The organism is Dokdonia sp., from assembly GCF_039945015.1.
Lineage (GTDB): Bacteria > Bacteroidota > Bacteroidia > Flavobacteriales > Flavobacteriaceae > Dokdonia.
Window position 1 is genome coordinate 325,798 of record NZ_JBDUXP010000004.1, and the last position, 22,839, is coordinate 348,636.

The 22,839-nt window shown below is 33.5% G+C and carries 22 protein-coding genes; 7 read left to right on the top strand and 15 right to left on the bottom strand.

The window, feature by feature from the left end; translation table 11 throughout:
* Positions 1–191 precede the first annotated feature (191 nt).
* Both ABJD27_RS03740 and ABJD27_RS03745 read left to right on the top strand, forming a co-directional pair.
* Complete coding sequence (locus tag ABJD27_RS03740; protein ID WP_348170865.1) at positions 192–1,529, top strand: MBOAT family O-acyltransferase; 1,338 nt, start codon at positions 192–194, stop codon at positions 1,527–1,529.
* 7 nt (positions 1,530–1,536) lie between these two features.
* On the top strand, positions 1,537–2,427 hold the full coding sequence (locus tag ABJD27_RS03745) for a hypothetical protein (protein WP_348170862.1): 891 nt from the start codon (positions 1,537–1,539) through the stop codon (positions 2,425–2,427).
* 94 nt (positions 2,428–2,521) lie between these two features.
* Here ABJD27_RS03745 and ABJD27_RS03750 read toward each other — a convergent pair whose 3' ends face one another.
* From ABJD27_RS03750 to ABJD27_RS03780, 7 genes are all read right to left on the bottom strand, one after another.
* Complete coding sequence (locus tag ABJD27_RS03750) at positions 2,522–3,010, bottom strand: DUF192 domain-containing protein (protein ID WP_348170859.1); 489 nt, start codon at positions 3,008–3,010, stop codon at positions 2,522–2,524.
* A 1-nt stretch (position 3,011) separates the two neighbouring features.
* Positions 3,012–3,932: a prolipoprotein diacylglyceryl transferase gene (lgt, locus tag ABJD27_RS03755; protein ID WP_348170856.1), complete on the bottom strand. Its 921-nt coding sequence runs from the start codon at positions 3,930–3,932 to the stop codon at positions 3,012–3,014.
* Between the two features lie 61 nt (positions 3,933–3,993).
* The gene (gene yidD, locus ABJD27_RS03760; RefSeq protein ID WP_348170853.1) at positions 3,994–4,245 is read right to left on the bottom strand and encodes a membrane protein insertion efficiency factor YidD; all 252 of its coding nucleotides are present in this window, start codon (positions 4,243–4,245) and stop codon (positions 3,994–3,996) included.
* Positions 4,245–5,729 carry a cysteine--tRNA ligase gene (gene cysS / locus ABJD27_RS03765; protein ID WP_348170850.1) on the bottom strand — a complete coding sequence of 495 codons (1,485 nt, stop codon included), beginning with the start codon at positions 5,727–5,729 and terminating at the stop codon, positions 4,245–4,247. The genes yidD and cysS overlap by 1 nt, the downstream gene beginning before the upstream one ends.
* A gap of 133 nt (positions 5,730–5,862) precedes the next feature.
* The gene (folE, locus tag ABJD27_RS03770) at positions 5,863–6,558 is read right to left on the bottom strand and encodes a GTP cyclohydrolase I FolE (protein ID WP_348170847.1); all 696 of its coding nucleotides are present in this window, start codon (positions 6,556–6,558) and stop codon (positions 5,863–5,865) included.
* Between the two features lie 132 nt (positions 6,559–6,690).
* On the bottom strand, positions 6,691–7,389 hold the full coding sequence (locus ABJD27_RS03775) for a LytTR family DNA-binding domain-containing protein (RefSeq protein WP_348170844.1): 699 nt from the start codon (positions 7,387–7,389) through the stop codon (positions 6,691–6,693).
* Positions 7,386–8,441, bottom strand: coding sequence for a histidine kinase (locus ABJD27_RS03780; RefSeq protein ID WP_348170841.1), 1,056 nt, complete (start codon positions 8,439–8,441; stop codon positions 7,386–7,388). Before ABJD27_RS03780 ends, ABJD27_RS03775 begins: the two co-directional genes overlap by 4 nt.
* A gap of 207 nt (positions 8,442–8,648) precedes the next feature.
* Here ABJD27_RS03780 and ABJD27_RS03785 point away from each other — a divergent pair, with 207 nt between their 5' ends.
* The gene (locus tag ABJD27_RS03785) at positions 8,649–9,680 is read left to right on the top strand and encodes a serine hydrolase domain-containing protein (protein ID WP_348170838.1); all 1,032 of its coding nucleotides are present in this window, start codon (positions 8,649–8,651) and stop codon (positions 9,678–9,680) included.
* A gap of 28 nt (positions 9,681–9,708) precedes the next feature.
* Positions 9,709–10,086 carry a MotA/TolQ/ExbB proton channel family protein gene (locus tag ABJD27_RS03790; protein WP_348170835.1) on the top strand — a complete coding sequence of 126 codons (378 nt, stop codon included), beginning with the start codon at positions 9,709–9,711 and terminating at the stop codon, positions 10,084–10,086.
* A 69-nt stretch (positions 10,087–10,155) separates the two neighbouring features.
* Here ABJD27_RS03790 and lptB read toward each other — a convergent pair whose 3' ends face one another.
* The 4 genes from lptB to ABJD27_RS03810 form a co-directional block, all read right to left on the bottom strand.
* Positions 10,156–10,893, bottom strand: a complete 738-nt coding sequence (lptB, locus tag ABJD27_RS03795) for an LPS export ABC transporter ATP-binding protein (RefSeq protein ID WP_348170833.1) — start codon at positions 10,891–10,893, stop codon at positions 10,156–10,158.
* A 216-nt stretch (positions 10,894–11,109) separates the two neighbouring features.
* On the bottom strand, positions 11,110–11,460 hold the full coding sequence (locus ABJD27_RS03800; protein ID WP_348170830.1) for a carboxymuconolactone decarboxylase family protein: 351 nt from the start codon (positions 11,458–11,460) through the stop codon (positions 11,110–11,112).
* Positions 11,461–11,557: 97 nt separating this feature from the next.
* Positions 11,558–12,400 carry a twin-arginine translocase subunit TatC gene (gene tatC / locus ABJD27_RS03805; protein WP_348170827.1) on the bottom strand — a complete coding sequence of 281 codons (843 nt, stop codon included), beginning with the start codon at positions 12,398–12,400 and terminating at the stop codon, positions 11,558–11,560.
* Entirely contained in the window at positions 12,400–13,365 is a 966-nt protein-coding gene (locus tag ABJD27_RS03810; protein ID WP_348170824.1) for a KpsF/GutQ family sugar-phosphate isomerase, read from the bottom strand. Before ABJD27_RS03810 ends, tatC begins: the two co-directional genes overlap by 1 nt.
* An 85-nt stretch (positions 13,366–13,450) precedes the next feature.
* Here ABJD27_RS03810 and ABJD27_RS03815 point away from each other — a divergent pair, with 85 nt between their 5' ends.
* Complete coding sequence (locus ABJD27_RS03815; RefSeq protein ID WP_348170821.1) at positions 13,451–15,646, top strand: ATP-dependent DNA helicase RecQ; 2,196 nt, start codon at positions 13,451–13,453, stop codon at positions 15,644–15,646.
* A gap of 105 nt (positions 15,647–15,751) precedes the next feature.
* On the opposite strand, the gene ABJD27_RS03820 is transcribed toward ABJD27_RS03815, so the two are convergent.
* The 3 genes from ABJD27_RS03820 to ABJD27_RS03830 all read right to left on the bottom strand — a co-directional run bounded on the left by ABJD27_RS03820 (position 15,752) and on the right by ABJD27_RS03830 (position 20,211).
* The gene (locus ABJD27_RS03820) at positions 15,752–16,093 is read right to left on the bottom strand and encodes a DUF6249 domain-containing protein (RefSeq protein WP_348170818.1); all 342 of its coding nucleotides are present in this window, start codon (positions 16,091–16,093) and stop codon (positions 15,752–15,754) included.
* Positions 16,094–16,266: 173 nt separating this feature from the next.
* The gene (locus ABJD27_RS03825; RefSeq protein WP_348170815.1) at positions 16,267–19,560 is read right to left on the bottom strand and encodes a S41 family peptidase; all 3,294 of its coding nucleotides are present in this window, start codon (positions 19,558–19,560) and stop codon (positions 16,267–16,269) included.
* Positions 19,561–19,776: 216 nt separating this feature from the next.
* Positions 19,777–20,211, bottom strand: a complete 435-nt coding sequence (locus tag ABJD27_RS03830) for a hypothetical protein (RefSeq protein ID WP_348170813.1) — start codon at positions 20,209–20,211, stop codon at positions 19,777–19,779.
* A 187-nt stretch (positions 20,212–20,398) separates the two neighbouring features.
* Here ABJD27_RS03830 and ABJD27_RS03835 point away from each other — a divergent pair, with 187 nt between their 5' ends.
* Positions 20,399–20,980 (top strand): RNA polymerase sigma factor, encoded by a 582-nt coding sequence (locus ABJD27_RS03835; protein ID WP_348170810.1) that lies wholly within the window; start codon positions 20,399–20,401, stop codon positions 20,978–20,980.
* The gene (locus tag ABJD27_RS03840) at positions 20,970–21,392 is read left to right on the top strand and encodes a hypothetical protein (RefSeq protein ID WP_348170807.1); all 423 of its coding nucleotides are present in this window, start codon (positions 20,970–20,972) and stop codon (positions 21,390–21,392) included. Before ABJD27_RS03835 ends, ABJD27_RS03840 begins: the two co-directional genes overlap by 11 nt.
* A 221-nt stretch (positions 21,393–21,613) precedes the next feature.
* Here ABJD27_RS03840 and ABJD27_RS03845 read toward each other — a convergent pair whose 3' ends face one another.
* Positions 21,614–22,762 (bottom strand): ABC transporter substrate-binding protein, encoded by a 1,149-nt coding sequence (locus tag ABJD27_RS03845; protein WP_348170804.1) that lies wholly within the window; start codon positions 22,760–22,762, stop codon positions 21,614–21,616.
* Positions 22,763–22,839: the final 77 nt, after the last annotated feature.

Sequence of the window (22,839 nt, forward strand, 5' to 3'; positions counted from 1 at the left end):
CGTCTTCATTTGAAGACGGTTTTTTTTATTTCTATAATTTAAGTTAGTTATAAATCTTCTAGATTTGCGAAAAACATAATAGGTATCCGCGCACATATATCATTGTTAACCACAATAATTTTAAATATATGCTTTTTAATAGTTTATCATTTGTAATTCTAGTCTCATTAACTTTCATGATTTTTTATAGTGTGAAAACTGTAAAAACTCAAGTTCGAATTTTAATACTGGCTAGTTTAATTTTCTATGCTTGGCATGATGCATTGCTTTTATTATTACTATTAACTTCTGCGGGTGTCAATATCTTAACTAGTTTCTATGTAATTCATAATAAAAAAAATAAAAAACTCATTGCATCTATCGGTGTAATATCTAATCTATCTATTCTTGCTTTTTTTAAATATAGTGGGCTAATTGCCAAAACAGTATTAAATGATTCTGATTTTAGCGAATTTCTTATTTCAATTCCCCTTCCTATAGGTATTTCCTTTTTTACGTTTCAAGGAATCAGCTTATTAGTCGATGTTTATAAAGAAAATCATTTTGAAAATAAAAAGATCATTCCGAATTCATTAGCCACTCATGCACAAAACACTCTTTTCTTCATTGCATTTTTTCCGCAATTAATTGCTGGACCCATTGTAAAGGCACATGATTTTTTACCTCAAATAAAAATTAAAACGTTGAATACCATTAATTGGGAAAAATGCTTTAAGAATATTTTGACAGGTTATTTTTTAAAAATGGTCATTGCAGATAATTTAAAAGATTTTACTTTTTGGATTTCTTACCCATACTTTGAGAGCAAAGATTCTGTATCCCTTGTTACTATGCTATTTGGTTATTCTAATCAAATTTTTGCAGACTTTGCAGGATATTCACTTATTGCAATTGGCATTGCAGGACTATTTGGGTATAATCTTCATGATAATTTTAACTTTCCTTATATATCAACATCATTTAAAGAGTTTTGGAAACGCTGGCATATTTCTCTTTCATCATTTTTAATGGAATATTTATATATCCCAATTGGAGGGAATAGAAAAGGGAAATACCGAACTTACATTAACCTTATGATAACTATGATATTAGGAGGTTTGTGGCATGGAGCGGCGTGGAGCTATGCTATTTGGGGCTTGTTTCATGGATTAGCATTGGCTCTCGAGAGAGTTTTCTCTCCATATACTCGAAAAATAAAATTCCCAGGAATTCGCTTTTTACAATGGATTACAATTTTTAGTCTAGTCACAATAGCTTGGTTATTATTTAAGTTACCAGAGTTCGATCATGTAATCAAATATATAGAAGCTATTTATAATAATTTTACTATTTCATTTGAACGCCCCTTAGTCATTAAAATATTAATATATTCATCCCCTATATTGATATATCATTTAATTTATTTATACGTAAACAATTTTGGCAAGAAGCATCTTAAACGATTTGAATTTATATTCTACTCAATTATGTTATTGTTAATTTTAGTCAATAGTGGTACACCTGGTGACTTTATTTATTTCCAATTTTAATTTAAAAATGATAAAAAAAACGATATTAACGAGCATTGTTTTATTTTCAATTTGGTCAATAATTCTATATGCATATCCCAACCTTAGTGTCTCACAACACCAATGGCAAGACAATTATATAAGAGCAGAAAAGTATCTATATGCAAGTGATGAAATTGAAAATGTAATTATTGGATCCTCACTTTCTACCCGAATTATTATGGATAGTTTACCTACCTTTTATAATTTGTCATTTGGAGGTCAGAGCACCTTTGATGGATTAAAAGTTATCACAACAAAAGCAAACTCACCTAATAATGTGTTTATTGAAATTAATGTTTTGTATAAAGAAGAAAACAAAACATTTACTAGGTCATTAACTTCCCAAGTTCCTTATATGACAAAAAAGAAGTTTTTGGCATTCCGTTCTGATAAACAACCTCTAGCAATATTTGGAGATCGTATAATCCAGCCTTTTGCTAGTAGGGTTCATCGTTTGATAAGAAAAGGATACTACAAAACATTTGATAATTCAATATCATTTAATAAATCATCAGATTCATCATTATTTGAGAAGATGAAAGCTCTTCAAGTAGAAAGAAATACACAACTCTTATCTAATGAAAAAATCACGCTACTTATAGATAATCTAAGATTTGCTGTACGTAATTTAGAGAAGAAAAATATAAATGTGATCTTTTTTGAAATGCCAGTAAATATTGAAATTCACAATTTGAGTAAACCGAATCAAATTAGATCATTAATCCAAAAAAGTTTTCCAAACCATATTTTTATAGCTGCACCAAGAGATTTAGAGAAATACAAAACCTCAGATGGAATCCATTTGCCCAGGGATGAAGCCGCATTATATACAGATTATTTAAAAAAGGAAATAAAAACTATAAATAATAATAAATAAGAGGAATCGAAACAGTTTTATATTTTAGTTGTTAGTACAAACAAAAAAGACTCAGAATCATTTATTATTTAATTCTTAAAGCTTAATAAGCGTTTTAATCTCTCGTCCACTCCACAGAGTCACCTATTTCAATAATCCAATCTTCAGAAAGGCCTCCATTGATTTCTAGGATATATTTTGCAGGGACTTGAGATGGTAATGATGTAAGATCAAGTGGTTTTGCATTCTCAGCAAAAGACACTACTTTTTTATTACTATCTATAAAGATAAGGTCCAATGATATGAGCGTGTTTTTCATATAAAAATTCTGCAGGCGCTCTTCATCTTGTATAAATAGCATCCCTTGTAATGGTTTCATACTTGAGCGATGCATTAAGCCGGTCTCACGTTCATAATCATCTTCGGCAAACTCAATATCTATTTTTTTAATAAGGCTTCCATCAGCCTTTGTTAAGGTAAGTGTCCCTTCTTTTGTAAAAGGAATCTCACTAGAAACAATTGAACCTTCTTCTGTATTTTTCTTACAACTCGTTATTAGAATAGCAATGAGAAGTATACCTAAGATTCTTTTTATGATATTCATGTTATACTGTTTTTCTTGTAAGCGCAGTGTATACTAGATAAGTGCCAATTAATATGAATGGGATACTTAATAGTTGGCCAGTATTTAATGCCCAATCTGCACGTTCATTTACCTGAACCTCTTTAAAGTTTTCTACAATCAAACGTACGCCCATTAATAGAAGTAAGAACGTACCAAATAAGAGACCTGTCTTTTCTGAGGCTTTTGTTTTCCAGTATAAATAGAAGATGATAAGAAAAACAACAGCATAGCCGGCAGCTTCCATTAATTGACCGGGATAACGATATGGGATGTCTGCAATTTTTTCTGCAAATTGAGAATCCTCTGTAAGAGCTTGATATGCCTTTCTTGGATTTTTTATGTTTGTAATAGTTGTTGCATGTCTTTCAGAAATGGCATCTTGTACAAACTTAATTCCGATAGGGCTATCGGTAACTTTTCCTATCATTTCTGAATTAAAAAAGTTTCCTATCCTCACAAACATAGCGCCTAATGATACAGGAATTACAACACGATCCAATGTCCACAATACAGATTTACCTAATACTTTTTTACTATAACGATACATCCCATACATTCCTACAATCACGGCGCCATGGCTAGCTAGTCCTCTAAAACCTGTAAACTGGAATTCAGGCTTAAATGTAAAAGGAAGCAACACAGAGAATGGGTCTTCCCATAATAATTCTGTTTGATAGAAAATAACATGGCCTAGACGTGCTCCTATAAGGATAGAAACAACCGCATAGATAAATAGCTTGTCTAACTTCTCTAATGGAATATCTTCGTTTTTATACACTTTTTTCATGAGGTAGAATCCTAATGAAAAGGCAATGACAAACATTAAACTATAAAAATGAATGGTAAGAAAACCAAGATCTAATCCAGAAATTGGATTCCAAGTAAATTTGAGTGGCAGCATAATTATTCTTATCTAAAGGATAAAGATAACAAAGTCCATGTGCCTTTGCGTTATCCTTCTCTTAATTTTTAGGTTCTTCTATAGGAGGTACAGGATCATGTCCTTGTCCTCCCCATGGATGACATGAAAAAATGCGTTTTATAGATAAACGACTTCCTTTTATAAGTCCGTGTGTTTGCAATGCTTCTTTTGTATAATGCGAACAGGTAGGTGTATATCGGCAACTAGATGGTGTCCAAGAAGAAATGAATTTTTGGTAAAACCAAATGATTCCTAGAAACGGCGCAACAGCTATTTTTTTAAAAGATGCCATTAGCTTGTCGTAAACGTAGTGCCTTCACGGCCATCTTTTAATTGGATTCCTAAAGCAAGTAATTCATCTCTTATTTTGTCACTAGTAGCAAAGTCTTTATTCTCTCTAGCTTCTTTACGAAGTTTGATTAATAATTCGACTGCGCCAGAGAGTTTGGAATCGTCCGCTTTCGCGAAAGCGTCCCCATCTTCAAGACCTAATACATCAAAAACAAAAGTTTCAAGAGTGTGAATTAATACCTTTAAATCATCGGCCGTAATGGTTGCTTTTTCATCTTTAATTAGATGTATTTGTTTTACACCTTCAAAGAGTTGTGCAATCAGAATTGGACTATTAAAATCATCATTCATTGCATCATAACAAGACTGTCGCCATGCTGCAATATCCATAGTACTTGTAGTACTTGTAGGTAATGACTTCATGATTTTAAGAGCTTCCATAAGACGATTAAAGCCTTTTTCACTCGCAAGTAATGCATCATTACTAAAATCTAGAATACTTCTATAATTAGCTTGTAGTACAAAGAAACGGGCGGCACTAGGAGCAAAGCCTTTAGTTAGATGTGGGCTATCTCCAGTAAATATTTCTCCAGGATTAATATTATTACCTGTGCTTTTTGACATTTTTTGACCATTAAGCGTGAGCATATTTGCATGTAACCAGTAGCGAACAGGTACAGTTCCAAGAGCGGCTTCGTTTTGAGCAATCTCACATTCATGGTGTGGGAATTTTAAATCCATACCACCACCGTGTATATCAAATTGATTTCCTAGGTATTTTGTACTCATTGCAGTACATTCTAAATGCCATCCTGGAAAACCATCTCCCCAAGGACTAGGCCAACGCATAATGTGTTCTGGACCTGCTTTTTTCCAAAGAGCAAAATCTTGCGGATTTTCTTTTTCATCCTGTGCATTAAGAGCACGCGTATTGGCAATCATATCTTCTAATTTACGACCGCTCAATTTACCGTATTCATGATCTTTATTAAATGTGTTTACATTAAAATATACAGAACCATTTTTTTCATAGGCATATCCGTTATCTATGATCTTTTTAATGATTTCTATCTGTTCTATAATGTGTCCTGTTGCAGTTGGTTCTATGCTAGGAGGTAAGAAATTAAAGGTATTTAAAACGTTATGAAAGTCAACAGTATACTGCTGTACAATTTCCATAGGTTCTATTTTTTCAAGACGTGCTTTTTTTGCAATTTTATCTTCTCCTTGATCTCCATCATCTGTTAAGTGACCAGCATCTGTGATATTACGTACATAACGTACTTTATATCCTAAATGTTTAAGGTATCTAAAAATCATATCAAAACTCATGAATGTGCGTACATTTCCTAAATGTACATTACTATATACAGTAGGACCACAGACATACATTCCAACATGTCCTTCTAGAAGGGGAATAAACGCTTCTTTTTTTCCTGTTAGAGAATTGTACATTTTTAACTGTTGCTCTTTATATAATGCCATTCTTTGGGCTTTTAAAATGATTGTAATATTGATAACGAAGATAGTATGCTTTGTGTCAAAATCAAAAGCGATAACACATTGGTTACCGCTTTTTTAAATTTTAATAGATGTTTGGTGTGTTTTCTAAAAGGAATTAAAAATTAGTATCTAATTTTATATAATCTAAAAATTCTCTTCGAGTTTCTGTTTCTTTAAATTTTCCACCAAACTCACTGGTAACAGTACTGCTTTCTATATCGCGTATGCCGCGACTATTAACGCATAAATGTTTTGCATCTATAACGCAGGCTACATCTTTTGTACCTAAAGCTTCTTGGAGCTCTTGGACAATTTGCATCGTAAGTCTTTCTTGTACCTGTGGTCGTTTTGCATAATAATCTACAATACGATTCATTTTAGAAAGACCTACTACAGTACCATTTGATATGTATGCTACGTGCGCCCTGCCTACGATAGGTAAGAGGTGGTGCTCACACGTAGAGTACACAACAATATTTTTTTCTACAAGCATTTCTCCATACTTGTAATTATTATCAAATGTAGATGCTTTAGGTTTACGATCTGGATGTAAACCTCCAAAAATCTCATTGACAAACATCTTTGCTACTCGAGTAGGAGTACCTTTAAGACTATCGTCAGTCATGTCAAGACCTAATGTTTGCATGATATGAGCAACATCTTTTTTGATACTTGCTATTTTTTCTATATCACTTAGTTCAAAAGCATCATCACGTAGAGGTGTAATGGCACTTGAACCTATATGATCATTACCCATAGCATCTATTTGCTCTTGGTAATATTCAGTGTTTTTTTCCAATTCTGTTTTCATCTTCGTGTAATTCCAACACGTTAATTATACATTTGTATAAACTCCGTTAGAAATATTTTTATTATTATACTACTCTCTGTCGAAAGAAATTAAGCAGTCTTGCAAAGATACTTAATATAGTTATTATAGTTATTATTTTATTGTATTAAGACGGTGAGCTACAGCATCTCTATAGCTTCTACTTATAGGGATTGAGGAGCGTCCTATCGTAATATGTTCATTTGTGAAACTATCTATTTTTGAGATATTTATGATAAAAGAACGATGCGTACGTATAAAGGACTGTTCAGGAAGTTTATCAATAATAGTACGTATGGTTTCCCTAGTAATATATGCTTCTTGTTTTGTGTAAAGCTTTATATAATCTCCACGACTTTCTGTATATAAGAGGTCTTCAAAATTGATTTTGACCATCTTACGATCACATCTAAAAAAAGTAAACTCGTGTACTTGTTGTACCTGTGACGTCGTTTGTTCTCCTATAAACTTATGAACGGCTTTCATAAGACGCTCTAAGGAAATAGGTTTTAATAAATAATCAACAGCCTGTAGTTCAAACCCATCGACAGCATATTCTCGATACGCTGTTGTAAAGATGACATTACTCTTTCCTTGGATTGCATTTGCAAACATCAATCCAGTTACTTCTGGCATATTGATATCTAAGAAAACGAGATCTATATGCTGTTTACTTAATTCTGAAAAAGCTTCGGTAGCATTTTTGCAGCTAGCAACTACCTGAATAGCATCTATTTTACTTAGATGCGTAGCAAGTATCTCACGAGCAGTTGGCTCATCATCTACAAGTATGGCTGTATACTGTTTTGTCATGAATTAAGTTGTATCTCTACGTGTACTTTATAAGTGTTTTCTTCCTGTACACTGCTTAATGTATATAAATCTGGATATAATGTTTCTAAACGTTTTTTGGTATTCTCCAGTCCGATACCGTGACTTTCTTTATTTTTATTTTTTATGTTTATCGTATTTTCAATAGTACAATATAAAGAAGTAGCATCTGTTTTTAAATGGATTTTAATATCTAAAAAATCATTCACAGGAGCTCCGTGTTTGAAGGCATTTTCTACAAGGGCAATAAATAACATAGGAGGAACTTGTATCTCTTTTTGAATGTCTTTTGTAAAAGTAATACGCAACGTATCTCTAAAACGAACGCGTTCTAGACCAATATATGCCTCTATATGTTTGATTTCTTCTGTTAATGGAACCGTTGGTTTTTCTATCTGATTTAAAATATAATCTAAGAGATTAGATAATTTGAGTATAAGTTCTGGTGTTTCTTTTGATCCTTTAAGAGCAAAACCATAAACGGTATTTAGTGTATTGAATAAGAAATGAGGATGTATCTGTTGTTTGAGGTAATACAACTCTTTTTGTTTAAGAAGTAGCTTTCCTTCTAAAAGCTTATTTTCTAATTCTTTATTTCTGTTTGATGTTTTGTGATTATACCTTAATAACTGTATAAAACAAACCACACTTACCACAAGATATACAAGGATAAGAACAAATATCACATTACGAGTAAGTAATGGCATTTCTGTAATTCTAAAATCAGATAAGAAAATTAGATTAATAAAAGTAATAATAAGAATAAGGTATATAGAGCAAATGACTGTATAAACTAGATATGTTATAAAGAGGACATACTTTTTTGTAATCAAATATTTAGGAATAAGCCCATACGATATAAAGTACGTAATAATAATTGTTACTGGTAAAAGACTTGTAGAAAACCAGAATACAAAGTCTGTATTATTTGATCCATAACTAAAGAAATAGCTATAGAATAGCCATACACCCATCCATAAAATAATATGTACTGGTGTAAATTTTAGTTCCTTCAGTATTGATTTAAACATCATACAAAGGTGAATAAAATCTTTAAACTATGCAGGTTTTTGAGACAGATTACAGATTTTCCGCTGTAAATGACATAATCATCACGCGATATGTCTTTATGATACTATTTTATGTTATAACGAGTGTAAAAGAGGGTATTGGTCGCATTACGCTTTCGCGAAAGCGTATAGAAGATACATTTGAAGTATTAAATGATACATACATCACCTATGAAAAAAATAACAATACTATTTTTATTAAGTTTCTGCTCTATCATTGGACAAAACAAAGGTCAAAGTGAGTTAGATACTATTTTTAATACCCTTGAAACAACGGCACAAGGAATGGGAGGAATTTCCATCTATAAAGAAGGTAAAGAAGTATATCAGAAATCTTTTGGGTATGCAAATATCGATCAAAAGATAAAAGGGAATAATATGACCCAATATCGTATAGGATCTGTGACCAAAATGTATACAGCAACTATTATTATACAATTGGTAGAAGAAGGGAAATTAAAAATGGATACTCCATTAAGTACGTTTTTTCCAAAACTTCCTAATGCTTCCAAAATATCAATTAAGAACCTCCTTAAACATCAAAGTGGATTATTTAATATTACAGAAGATGAGCACTTTACAACTTGGATGTACGAACCTCAAACACGTGTAAAAATGATTGATCGTATGACTAAAAATGGTGTTATTTTTGAACCAGGTACCGATACTTCTTATTGTAATACAAATTATATACTGCTAGCGTATGTTGCAGAGATGGCTACAGGAAAAAGCTTCTATAATATCGTTCAAGATAGACTTGTAAAACCGTTACAATTAGACATTACTAGAATAGGTACAGATATGCCACAAGGCAAACAAGAAGCAGTATCCTACCAACGTGTTGATGAAGATTGGGAAATGGTGTCTCAATATACAGATATGAGTGCTCCAACAGGGGCAGGAGCTATTATAAGTACCCCGTCAGAAGTAAATGTATTTACAAATGCTTTATATACTGGAGAGCTTATATCACAAACTTCGTATGAGCACATGACAGATGTAAGTTCAGGTATGGGAATGGGATTAGGAGGTGCGCCTATTATGAATATGCAAGGGTATGGAATGAGTGGACAAATAGACGGTTTTAAATCATTAGCTATTTTTTTTCCAGAGAAAAAAGTATCAATAACGTTAGTCGCAAATGCTTATGATGGATCTTTACAGGAGATCATGATGGGTGTCTTACAAACATATTTTGAATAATAATCAGTAACTTTAAAATTTAGAAATTATGTCACAATTAATAGATAGAATTCAAGAAGGAGGCCCAGTATTTATGGTTCCTCTGGTACTTATCATTATTGCCATTATAGTATTATTTACCCTGAGTCTATTAGGAAAGAAAAATACGATACACACCAATCAACTTATAGGACATCTGAGTCTTTTTGCAATGATTTGGGGATTTTTGGGATCTACTTTAGGGCTTATTAGTGCTTTTGACGCTTTTGAAGCTATAGGAGGTAATGTATCTCAACCTATGTTTGCCTCAGGTCTTAAAGTTGCTTTACTTACAACAGTATTTGGGCTCTTAGCATTTTTGATAGGAAGACTGGCAATGCTAATACTTACAATTAAATTACAGAAAGGAATAACACCTGAAGCATAAAAATGTGATTCAATTAAAAAGCCCTTTTCAAAATTTTGAAAAGGGCTTTTGTGTATATAAATATATTGATTAAAATAATTTTTTCTTTCGGAGTTCAAAGTTCTGCCCTAGATATACTTTACGTACCATCTCATCGGCAGCGAGTTCTTCAGGAATTCCATGTTTTAAGATACTACCCTCAAACATAAGATAGGTGCGATCTGTAATGGCAAGGGTTTCTTGTACATTATGATCGGTAATAAGAATCCCTATATTTTTATCTTTAAGTTGTGCGACGATACGCTGGATATCTTCTACTGCTACGGGATCTACTCCTGCAAAGGGTTCATCCAGTAATATGAAATTGGGAGAGGTTGCAAGTGCACGAGCAATCTCTGTACGTCTACGTTCTCCTCCAGATAATAAATCTCCTCTACTTTTACGTATGTGTCCTAGACTAAACTCTTCAATGAGTTCTTCCATTTTATGGAGTTGCTCTTTTTTAGAAAGTTTAGTGAGTTGTAATACACTTAGGATATTGTCCTCTATACTCAGTTTTCTAAAAACAGAGGCTTCTTGTGCGAGGTACCCAATACCATTTTGAGCACGCTTATACATAGGGAATTTTGTAATCTCTTGATTGTCTAGAAAGATAGTTCCTCCATTGGGTTTTACTAATCCTACAATCATATAAAAAGAAGTCGTTTTTCCGGCGCCATTAGGCCCAAGAAGTCCTACAATTTCCCCTTGATTTACTTCTACAGAAATTCCTTTTACAACCTTTCGGCCTTTATAGGATTTCATTAGATTATCTGCGCGTAATTTCATTTACTTTTAAATTTTTATTTCATTAAAGATGAAATAAATAAAAATTTTATGCTTAAATCAACCGCTACGCTTTCGCATAAAAAATTTAATTACTTTTAGGTAGTAAATAATTAATTAAATTTATTTACACTCATTTCATAAGTCGTAAATATACGTGTTTCGTGTGATTTGCTATAAAGTAAGAAGATACTTTAGGAATGTGTTAACGCTTCGGTCTTAGTTGCCTTGTGTTTCTAACTCATGCCAGAATTCTCTTGCTCTACGTAAATGTGGTATCACGATCGTACCTCCCACAAGGGTTGCAACACTCATTGTCTCCATCATTTCTTCTGTGGTGACTCCTTCTTTATGAGCTGTTTCAAGATGGTACTTTATACAGTCATCACAACGTAATACAGCTGAGGCAACAAGCCCTAGTAATTCTTTGGTTTTTACATCAAGAGCACCAGCTGTATAGGTATTGGTATCCAGATTAAAAATACGTTTGATTACTTTATTATTATCACCAAGTATCATCTCGTTCATTCTAACGCGATACTCATTAAATTCTTCTACTTGCTTACTCATAGCTTTTATATTTTCATTCCCACGTAGGAGGTTTTTCTTCTTTTTATACAAATGATTTACTCATTAGAATCGTGTAATCTGACATTTTAGATTTTAATTAAGCTTGCTGTTTTTTGAGCCTTTTCTCTTCTCGTTTTACAACAATCCTACTGATAAGGATGCTTACTTCATATAAAATCAATATAGGTACAGCCACAATAACTTGCGTTGAGATGTCTGGAGGTGTAATGATCGCAGAGAGGATCAATACGATAACTAGTGCATACTTTCTGTTTTTTCTTAAAAATGTAGGTGTTACTAGTCCAATTTTAGTTAGAAAATAAATAATGATAGGAAGTTCAAATATGATTCCAGCGGCCAGTACAGATGCTCTAACTAAACTAATGAAAGAATCAATATCAAATTCATTTAGTATAATTTCTGAGATCTTAAATCCAGCTAAAAAATTTACTGATAATGGCGTAATTACATAATATCCAAAAAATGCACCCATAAAAAATAATAAAGATGCGATGATAATAAAACCTCTTGAGCTTTTACGTTCATTGTCGTATAAGCCAGGGGATATAAACTTCCAGAACTCATATAATATGTATGGAAATCCAACGACAATACCTGCGGTAATAGATGTCCAGATAGCAGCATTAAATTGCCCAGCAACTTTGCGACTTTGTACAATAAAATCTAAATCTCCTTCGCCTATACACCCTTTTTCCATACCGATAAGATTCGATATTTTGCAGAGGATATCATAGGATATGAAGTCTGCATCTTTTGGAGCAAAAATAATGACATCAAATAAAAAGGTTCTAAAAATAAAGGCAACAGTACCTATAATAACAACAGCCAGAGTACATCGTATTAAATGCCAGCGTAATTCTTCTAAATGATCTAGGAAAGACATCTCTCCTGCATTTTTTTTGATTTTTTTTGATGCCATTAAATAATACCTTCTTTTATTAAGTCATGTACGTGTACAACACCCGCATAGATCCCTTGGTTTGTCGCAAGTAGTTGGCTAATTCCGTTTTCTTCTAAGACACGTTTGGCTTTTACAGCCATGGCGTCGTTTTCTATTGTTTTAGGAGATGCACTCATAATATCTCGAGCAGTAAGTCCTTCTAAATTATCATTTTCAGAAAGCATCCTACGTAAGTCACCATCAGTGATGATTCCTATGATTTCTGTATTTTCTATTACAGCTGTAACGCCTAATCTTTTTGCCGAAATCTCAACAATCACTTCCTTAATACTTGCATTTGGAGCGACTGAAGGGCGTTCATTTGCCTCGGTTAAGTCACTTACTCGTAAATAAAGTTTTTTACCCAAAGCTCCACCAGGATGGTATTTTGCAAAATCTTTATCAGAAAATCCTCTGAGATCTAGTAATGCAACGGCAACGGCATCACCTATTACAAGTTGTGCAGTTGTACTTGTAGTAGGAGCAAGGTTATTAGGACAAGCCTCTACACTGACGTAAGCGTGTAATACATAATCAGCTTGTGTTCCTAAGAAAGAATCTCTATTGGATGTAATTGCAATTAAGGGGTTGTTGGTTTTTTTAATAAGAGGAACCAATACTTTTATTTCGGGTGTATTTCCACTTTTTGAAATACAAATCACCACATCATCTTGCTGAATGGTTCCTAGATCTCCGTGTATAGCATCTGCGGCATGCATAAAAATAGAAGGAGTTCCTGTGCTATTGAGTGTTGCTACAATTTTTTGAGCAATAATCGCACTTTTACCTATTCCGGTAATAATTACTCTTCCTACAGAATTATAAATTACCGAAACTGCCTGGGCAAATTCTTCGTCTATTAATGTGTGTAGATGAGCGATTGCTTCTTGTTCTATAGCTATGGTTTTCTGAGCGCTAGCAATTATTTGCTGGGAAATGTTCAAAACTTAGTTTTTATTAGGTTTGTATACCGTAAGGAATTCACTATATTTATGTAATACAAAGGTATGCAAAAATGCACAAGAATACATGAATACTGGGCAAATAGACTTACACGCTTCGCTTAAAAAATATTTTGGTTTTGGGCAGTTTAAAGGACTTCAAGAAGAAGTTATAAAAAGTATTGTTGGTGGAGACCATACATTCGTGATTATGCCTACCGGTGGTGGGAAATCACTTTGTTATCAATTACCTGCATTATTAAAAGAAGGTACGGCCATTGTGGTTTCTCCATTAATCGCTTTAATGAAGAACCAAGTGGATGCATTACGAGGGATTTCCCAAGAAGAGGGAATTGCTCATGTGTTGAACTCTTCTTTGACCAAAGGTGAAATAAAAACGGTAAAAGAAGATATCACTCGTGGTGTGACAAAACTACTGTATGTAGCACCCGAATCTCTTACCAAAGAAGAAAATGCAGAATTTTTACGATCGGTTCCTATTTCTTTTCTAGCCATAGATGAAGCGCATTGTATTTCAGAATGGGGTCATGATTTTAGACCTGAATATCGTAACCTCCGCAGTATTATTAAAAGAATAGGAGATAATATTCCTATCATCGCTGTAACTGCTACAGCTACTCCAAAAGTGCAAGAAGATATTCTTAAAAACTTAGGAGTGACAGATGCAAATACGTTTAAAGCATCTTTTAATAGACCAAACCTTTATTACGAAATACGCCCTAAAACAAAGGATGCAGATGCAGATATTATTCGGTTTGTAAAACAGAACGAAGGGAAGAGTGGTATTATTTATTGTCTTTCGCGAAAGCGTGTAGAAGAACTTGCACAAACATTACAGGTAAACGGACTAAAAGCTGTTCCTTACCATGCAGGACTAGATGCAAAAACACGTGTGAAACATCAGGATATGTTCTTGATGGAAGATACAGATGTAGTAGTTGCTACCATTGCTTTTGGAATGGGAATCGATAAACCAGATGTACGTTTTGTGATACATCATGATATTCCTAAAAGTATAGAGAGTTATTATCAAGAAACTGGTCGTGCTGGTCGTGATGGAGGAGAAGGACACTGTCTTGCTTTTTATGCTTATAAAGATATAGAGAAACTAGAAAAATTTATGAGTGGCAAGCCTGTGGCAGAGCAGGAAATAGGACAAGCATTACTTCAAGAAGTGGTTGCCTATGCAGAAACGAGTATGTCTAGACGTAAATTTATCTTACATTATTTTGGAGAAGAATTTGACAATGAGACTGGAGAAGGAGGAATGCTTGATGACAATATGCGTTATCCTAAGAAAAAGCATGAAGCAAAAGATGAGCTTATAACTGTGCTTAAAGTAGTACGAGATACCAAACAAATATATAAAGGAAAAGAACTCGTATTTACCTTACGAGGAGAAGAAAATGCGATCATTACTTCTCATAAAACACACCAACAGCCTTTCTTTGGTTGTGGTAAAGAACGAGAGAGAACCTATTGGCATGCTTTATTAAGACAAGCGTTAGTAGCGGGGTATATCAAAAAAGATATAGAGACTTATGGCGTTATAAAAATGACACCAGCTGGATTGGCATATATAGATGCACCTACCTCATTTATGATGACAGATGATCATACATATGATGAGAATACAAATAATCAGATTGTCTCTGGAGGCAAAGGTGGAGGTGCCGATAAAAAATTGGTAGTAATGCTTAAGGATCTTCGTAAGAAAGTATCCAAGAAACTGAATGTACCACCATATATCGTTTTTCAAGACCCATCTATTGAAGATATGGGGATTAAATACCCTATGACGATCGAAGAACTTTCTTCAGTACATGGAGTAGGTGATGGAAAAGCAAAGAAATATGGAAAAGAATTTGTCGCTCTTATTGAAAAATATGTAGCTGATAATGAAATTTTGCGTCCAGATGATCTTATTGTAAAAAGTACAGGAGCCAATAGCGGACTTAAACTATACATCATTCAGAATGTAGACCGTAAGTTACCTCTAGATGATATTGCTGCGGCAAAAGGGAAGGACATGAAGGACTTCATTAAAGAAATGGAAGCCATTGTCTATAGTGGTACAAAGCTTAATATCTCATATTGGATAGATGATTTGCTAGATGAAGATCAACAAGAAGAACTTCATGAGTATTTTATAGAGTCCGAAACCGATGGAATAGAAGCGGCACTTGAAGAGTTTGATGGAGATTATGATGATGAAGAGTTACGTCTGTATCGTATTAAATTCATCAGTGAAGTAGCAAATTAAAATTCACAACTTTTAAGTTTTTTTATACGCTTTCGCGAAAGCATATAAAAAAATCAGGTACGCGTAATCACGTACCTGACTTCAAAAGCAATGAGCGTGTTATACTTATTCCTTTACTAATTTTCTTGTTAGGAAGAATCCTGAAAGAAGTCCTGTTCCTGCCATTAAGAAGATAACAGCTGGATATATAGCGTCTTCATGACCAAATACAGGATGAAGTATCAGTGCGATTAAGATTCCTAATCCAATTCCCATTAATAATAACGCTAGATTAATTGTCAGTACTTTCCAAATAGGTGGAGTTTCTTTAGATTGCTTAAAGATGCCTGCATCTACCCCTTTTTCAATGAGTGCTAGGCGTTCTTTGTTACGTGTAGAGTAATGTAAGTAAGCGATTCCGAAAAAGGCTCCAAAAAGACATATAAATATGATAATTTCTCCTCCCATAATTGTTGATTTTTAATTGATTTATGATTATTTATTTGCTCATAAGACGGGGTATATTTTAAAACGGTTACAGAAATTGTAAAGTTTTTTTGCTTTCGCTAAAAATATTCTAGGAAGCATTAGGTTTAATATTTAGTAGAATACGACTACGTATAGCTTTTTGTAGTTGTCTTTTACCCTTTCTTTCTATTATTTTTAAATGACTTATCTGGATAGGCAGGTGGTGCTGGGACTTCTCGAGGATCTTCTTTGATGAGTTGTTGTAGATGTTTGATTGCAGCATCGAGTTGTGCATCTTGTCCATTAAATGTTGAGTGAGGAAGGTTCTCTACTTCAATATCAGGTTCAAATCCACGTCCTTCAATCAACCATTCCCCTTTGTCACTATATACACCAAACATAGGAGCTCTAGCAAGTCCATTGTCACTTAATCTATTACTACTATTTAACCAGATTTCACCACCCCATGTTCGAGTTCCTATTGTTGTACCTAACTCTAATTTTTTGAAACCGTCTGCAAATGCTTCGCCATCAGAATATGTGTTTTCATTTACAAGTACTACAATATGACCTCTGAATGCATAAGGCATATTCCAGTATGGTTCTCCTGATCTTGCTTTCCAATACATCCAAGCCTTTCTTAGAAGTTTTTCTAAAATAAAGCTATCGATATTACCTCCAAAATTATACCTCACATCTATAATAAGGCCTGGTTTATTGAAAACTGGATAGAATTCACGATAAAATTGACTAATATCATTGTTACCCATAGCCCTTAAGTGTAAATAACCAATGTCATTTTTACTCTTTTTTTCCACATCAAGACGATTGCCATACTCCCAATCACGATAGCGAAGGTTATAATCGTTTGCTACTGGTTTAACAATGATATCTCTAGATGAAGTACCGCGGGATAGTGTCATTCGTACTTGTTTTCCAGCTTGATCACGAATTAACTCACCTATATCAACGGCAGATAATGCTTCTTTACCATTAACATGGGTAATTACATCTCCGATACGTACATCTAAATAGGGATCGTCCAAAGGTGACTTTTCATTAGGATAATCAGGATCAACTTTATAGATATGCTCGATTTTAAATCCTTTTTTTTGCTCGTCCCTAATAAACACAGCACCCAGACTTGCTACCGAAATATTTTTATCATCATTTCTTTGATCACCACCTCGAACACTCGTGTGTAGAGCAGATAGTTCTCCAACAAACCTACCGATGAGGTCAGAAAGTTCACTTCGTGTTGTGACCCTGTCAACGAGTGGTAAATATTTGGTATGCATTGCATCCCAATCTACCCCATGCATATTTTTATCGTAAAAATAATCACGCTCCATGCGCCAAGCATCAGTAAAGATCTGTTTCCAATCTTCTTGAGGTATAATCGGTAATTTCCACCCGTTTAAATTTATTTTACTTTCTGATAGATTACTTACTTTAGATATTCCTGCATCAATCATATGATAATTCCTCCCTTTTCTAACCAGAATTTTTTTACCATTACTCGTAAGTTCGAATGAATTAATTTCGTTTACCATTGTTTTTAGACTCACGTCTTTATTGTCAATCTTTACAAAGGATAAATGTCTCTTGGCATTGACTCCTGTTTCACTTGAGGTTAAATAAAGTGCTTTTTTATTCACTTCAAGTCCATTATAGTTACCCGGTTTGATAGGAACTTCTATGATTCTTTCTTGAATACCTACTTGATCTATACTGACTACTAATTTGTTATTATCTTCCTCCTCGCTTTTCTTTTTCTTATCAGTTTTAGTAGAAGAGTCTTCTTTTTTAGTATCATTAAAAAGTTCATCGTCTTCTCTAAAAGGGGAACGTGTTCCCTTTTTTAAAGCGACATGATATACTTTCTCACTTGCATCAAAATATGGTTCTGGTTGTCTAGTACCCCATGGACTACCAACTAAAGAAGTGAAACTCCTATCTGAAATAAAATAAATGAACTTACCATCAGGACTCCATTTTGGATTGAAGCTATTAGCTCTATCAGTCGTTAGATCAAAGGAGATACCAGTATTCACATTATAAATTTTGATTTGTGCCATCGTATTAGAAGCCGTTTGTACAAATGCTAACCATGTATTATCTGGAGACCATGAAAAACCTCTGATACCTTCTTGATTAGTAGAAATCTTTTTGCTCACTCCATTAGATATATTGAGGACATACATATTGTTTTCTAAATCATTATAGGCAATCCATTTGCCGTCTGAAGAAGGCTCGCCTCCATATCTAAGAACATCACCATTACTTGTAATACTATTTTCTGAACCTTGTCCATTTGATGGCATGCTTACAAATTCAAACTCTCCTGACTCATCAGAGAGTGTGTAAATAGTTGATCCATCATGAGAAAATATGGCATCTCTATATCTCACAGATGTCTTATCTGTAAAGGATATAAGACGACCTGAATTGACTGGAGCTACAAAAACGCGACCTCTAGCTGTTATTACAATTTGTTTACCATTAGGATCAGCATGCACAGAAGTAATATATTGAGATGGGTTATCATCCCACTTCACTCGTAGTTGATCAAGATCAGAGACCAATTTGATGTTGATTTTTTTACTCTCTTTAGAGGTTAAATTATAATGCCATAGATCTGCAGCCATTTGATAAACAATATTACCATTAGATATACTAGCAGAGCGAACATCAAAATCCTTGTGACTTGTATGCTGTTTATGATCTTCCCCGTCTTCATTCATAGACCAGATATTCATAATACCGTCTCTATCTGAGATGTAATATATCCTTTTAGAATACCACATCGGGTGATGATTTCCTCCAATGTAATCTGTTGTTAATTTTACTGCTTCATCAGTTCCTTGTGTGAATTTCCAGATTTGTCTGGCTGTACCACCTTTATATCTTTTAGTAACATTTCCGTGATAACCTGGACTCACAAAATACACTGTTTTACCTGTGTCATCATAAGAGGCTTCACTAGCTTGAGAAAGTGGAATTTTAGTCTTATGTTTAGTTACTAAATCTATAGCTAGAATCTGATTACTAGGAACTTTTGAGTAAGCTCGAGTACTATATATTATTTTACCATCTGGTGTCCAAGAATTGGTGATAGAAGATGCTCGTTCATAAGTCCACCTTTTAGGTAGCCCCCCTTCGATTGGCATTGTATAAACTTCTGTAGGTCCTTCATAACTAGCAGAGAAAGCAATAGTCTTTCCATCTGGAGAAATCGAAGGGAACATTTCTCTTTCAGAGTGTGTCGTCAATCGTTGGGCTAACCCTCCAGTTAAAGGAACTGTCCAAAGATCACCTTCGGCAGCAAATACAATGGTGTTCTCATAAATAGCTGGTGTTTGGTAATACCCTTCAAACCCTTGTGCTGATGAAACGAAATAGACAAAAAAACTAAAGAAAAGAAGTATGACAGATTTTGATAAACGAAATACTGATAATGTATTCATGGATATAAGTTTTGATTGAAAGATGAATTAAACCTTGTTGATTGTAATTATAAATATACAACTACTATTTTTGCATTTATAAACTGTATCTACCTAAAGCTTTAACAGTGAGTAATGTGTTTACATATAATTAACTGTGTTGATAAAGTTAGTAAACAAAACAAAAGAAACTAGAAAGTAACTGTATGATTTACTTAATAGACAAAGAATAAACTATTAAGTATAACTACTATTATACACCCTTTCTTTTTCATATAGTTTTTGAAATTCAGTAACGCTTAAATGATGTTCTTTTATCAGCGTTCCCTGATCAAATTCTAATACTATAAATATGGCATTTTCTACACCTGTATGAGCATCGTCAATTCTTAGAAATCCAGAAAAGAATTCACATTTTTTAGTAGAAGGAAATGCTTTGTCTAAAACACTTTCTGGAATGAAAAAATCAGAAGTTTTTTTATCAACTCCTATATATCTCTTTAAAGAAACAATATGTAGTTCGTTGTTTTTTGATATTTCAAATTCTGAAAAATAACCTCTCCATAAAGACGTAATCATAAAAGGAGTCTTGGAAACTCTTTCGGGATATCTCTCAAAATATTCAGTTAAGATATTATCCCATATCTGAATCTCTGCTCCTTTATACCTCAATATATCTCTTTTCTGGAGTGTCAACTTTTCTATATGATTTACAATAATGAAATATAATATATCTATGTTCTAACGAGTGTTTCCTTGACAAATTTATTCTCTATTTTCTTTTTTAGTAACTTTTATAACAAATAATGTAACCGTATGATACATATTTGAGTCTTACTACTGTAATGATCCATCAAGAATGACCCATCAAGATGACCAGAAATACATAACAATGACCTTAGCGGGCAATGCAAATGCCTTTGCTACATTGATAGATCGTTATAAAAACATGGTCTATACACTTTGCTTGCGTATGATGAAAACGACAGAAGATGCAGAGGAGGTAGCTCAAGATGTATTCTTGAAAGTATTTCAGAAGTTGGATACTTTTAAAGGAACTTCAAAGTTTAGTACATGGTTATATAGTATCACGTATCATAAGTGTTTGGATACGCTTTCGCGAAAGCGTAAGATACCGACACATCATGCTGCCGAAATTAATGAAGAGATTACAGAAGAGAAAGTAGCCAGTATTCTGGAAGTGATTGAAACTAGAGAATTGAGAGATCAATTGGAGGGGTGTATCCAGCAATTGCGAGAAGAAGATGCATTTCTAGTAACTTTGTATTATCTAGAAGAACAATCATTGGAAGAAATTGCAACCGTGACTGGGATGACAAAGAACAATGTGAAAGTGAAAATATTTAGAGCTCGAAAGAAATTATATACGATTATGGCAAGACAGTTGCCACAAGAACTAGTAGCACGTTATGAAAATTAATGAAGAAAAAATAGTAGATCAGTTAGTGTCTAAGGCCATTCAGAGTGTAGACGTAAAAGCTCCTTCGGTAGATTTTACTCAAACTCTTATGGATAAGATTCAGACAGAACAAGCTACTCAAACAGTAATAGTATATGAACCTCTTATTTCTAGAAGAATGTGGAGTTTTCTCATTGCGATTATAGGAGGACTTATAGGATATGTAAGTATACAGAATATAGGACTTACTACAATTTCTAGTGCGTTACGTGATGTTTCAACTAAGATTCCTACTTGGGAATTGCCTAGTTTTAATGTGCCAAATGTAGATATGAGTGTAGCAACGACAAGTCCTTTTGTATATGGAACGTTAACACTAGCAGGGTTCTTAGTGATTGAGATTTTGATTTTGAAAAGGAAATATAAATGGTAGGCTATTATTTATTAAATAATAGCTTATAAATAAAAAAGTGCCCACCCTTCCCCTAGGTAAGCACTTTCGTAAATAATCGTAAAAAATTAACTAACTCTTAATCTTTCGGAGGCTAATTTCTGTAAACGATATGTAATTGTATTACGGTTTTCCGTAAATAGGAAAAAGAATGTTCACATATATTTATTAATTCTTTTATGACCGTAAATAGTGTGGTATTTCTATTCTAATCTTTTAAAAAAGAAAGGTTCATAGTTTGTCAAAATTTCTGGATGAGCTATAGAGATAATATCTTTTAAAATAAGATCTGGACGTAAGGGCCCTAATTCAAAATAAAGTAATCCTCCGTTTTCTCCAATCTTATTTGTGTAGGTATAGATATTGCTATTTTTATAAGCATCAAAAAAAGCATAGTTTTTATTGTTTGCAACCATCTGCGCTTTATCTGTAAAACTTCCTGCACCAATCCATAATGGTGCTTGTTGCGCTTTGATCAATACATTTTCAAAATTTAGTTGTAGGCTTCCTGTATTAGGAGTGTCTTTCCAGAGGTAATTGGTATTTGCATCTTCTAAGTATTTTGCTACAAAACTTTTTCCACCTGGAATATTCCATACATCTTTAAAGGTCGATCCAGAAAATACAATAGGCCTTTCTTTTACATTCAAAGCAATTTTCTTGGCTTCTAAATAATCACTTTCTACACTTTTAAAAATGGCCTCTGCTTCTGTTTCTTTATCAAAAAATGCAGCAATAAATTTTATCCATTCTGCACGGCCTAATGGGTGTTGTTCCGTCCAAGCACCATCTAGAACAACGGGGATTCCAAATTGCTCTATCTTATCTAATGTATTATTACTACCATTTACAGAAAAACCGATAACAAGTTCGGGTTCTAGCTCTAAGAGAAGTTCCATATTAATGTCTACATCACTATTGAGGTTTTTAATTTTTCCGTTATCAATATTGGCTCTTGTTTTTTCTGAAGAAATATAATTTGTGTTTGGAAAACCTACTAACAAATCATCTACTTCTAAGTACTCTAGAGATGGAATGTTGGTAGTAGACATTGCAATGACTCTCTTTATAGGTAACTCAATCACCACAGTATGTTCGTCTTGTTGCGTATATGTACTTTTATCTTTAGTTAGAATATATGTAAATATCTCATCACTATCTGGCCAAGCAGATGTGACTGTGATTTCTTTGTAATCTGCATAATGAGTTATAGAAAACCCTTTTGCATACTGTATATCCTCGAACCTTTTTGATTTGGTTATTTCTTGAGAAGGTGTTGAGGTCTTTTTACTTTCTTCTTTACAGGAAGTATATAAAAATAAACAGGAGATACAAACAATGATAAATCGCATAAGTAGAATTTAGAAAATCAAAATTCGTTATTTTTTTTGTATTGCTATCTACATAAAAGTATTTTTGGGATAAATTA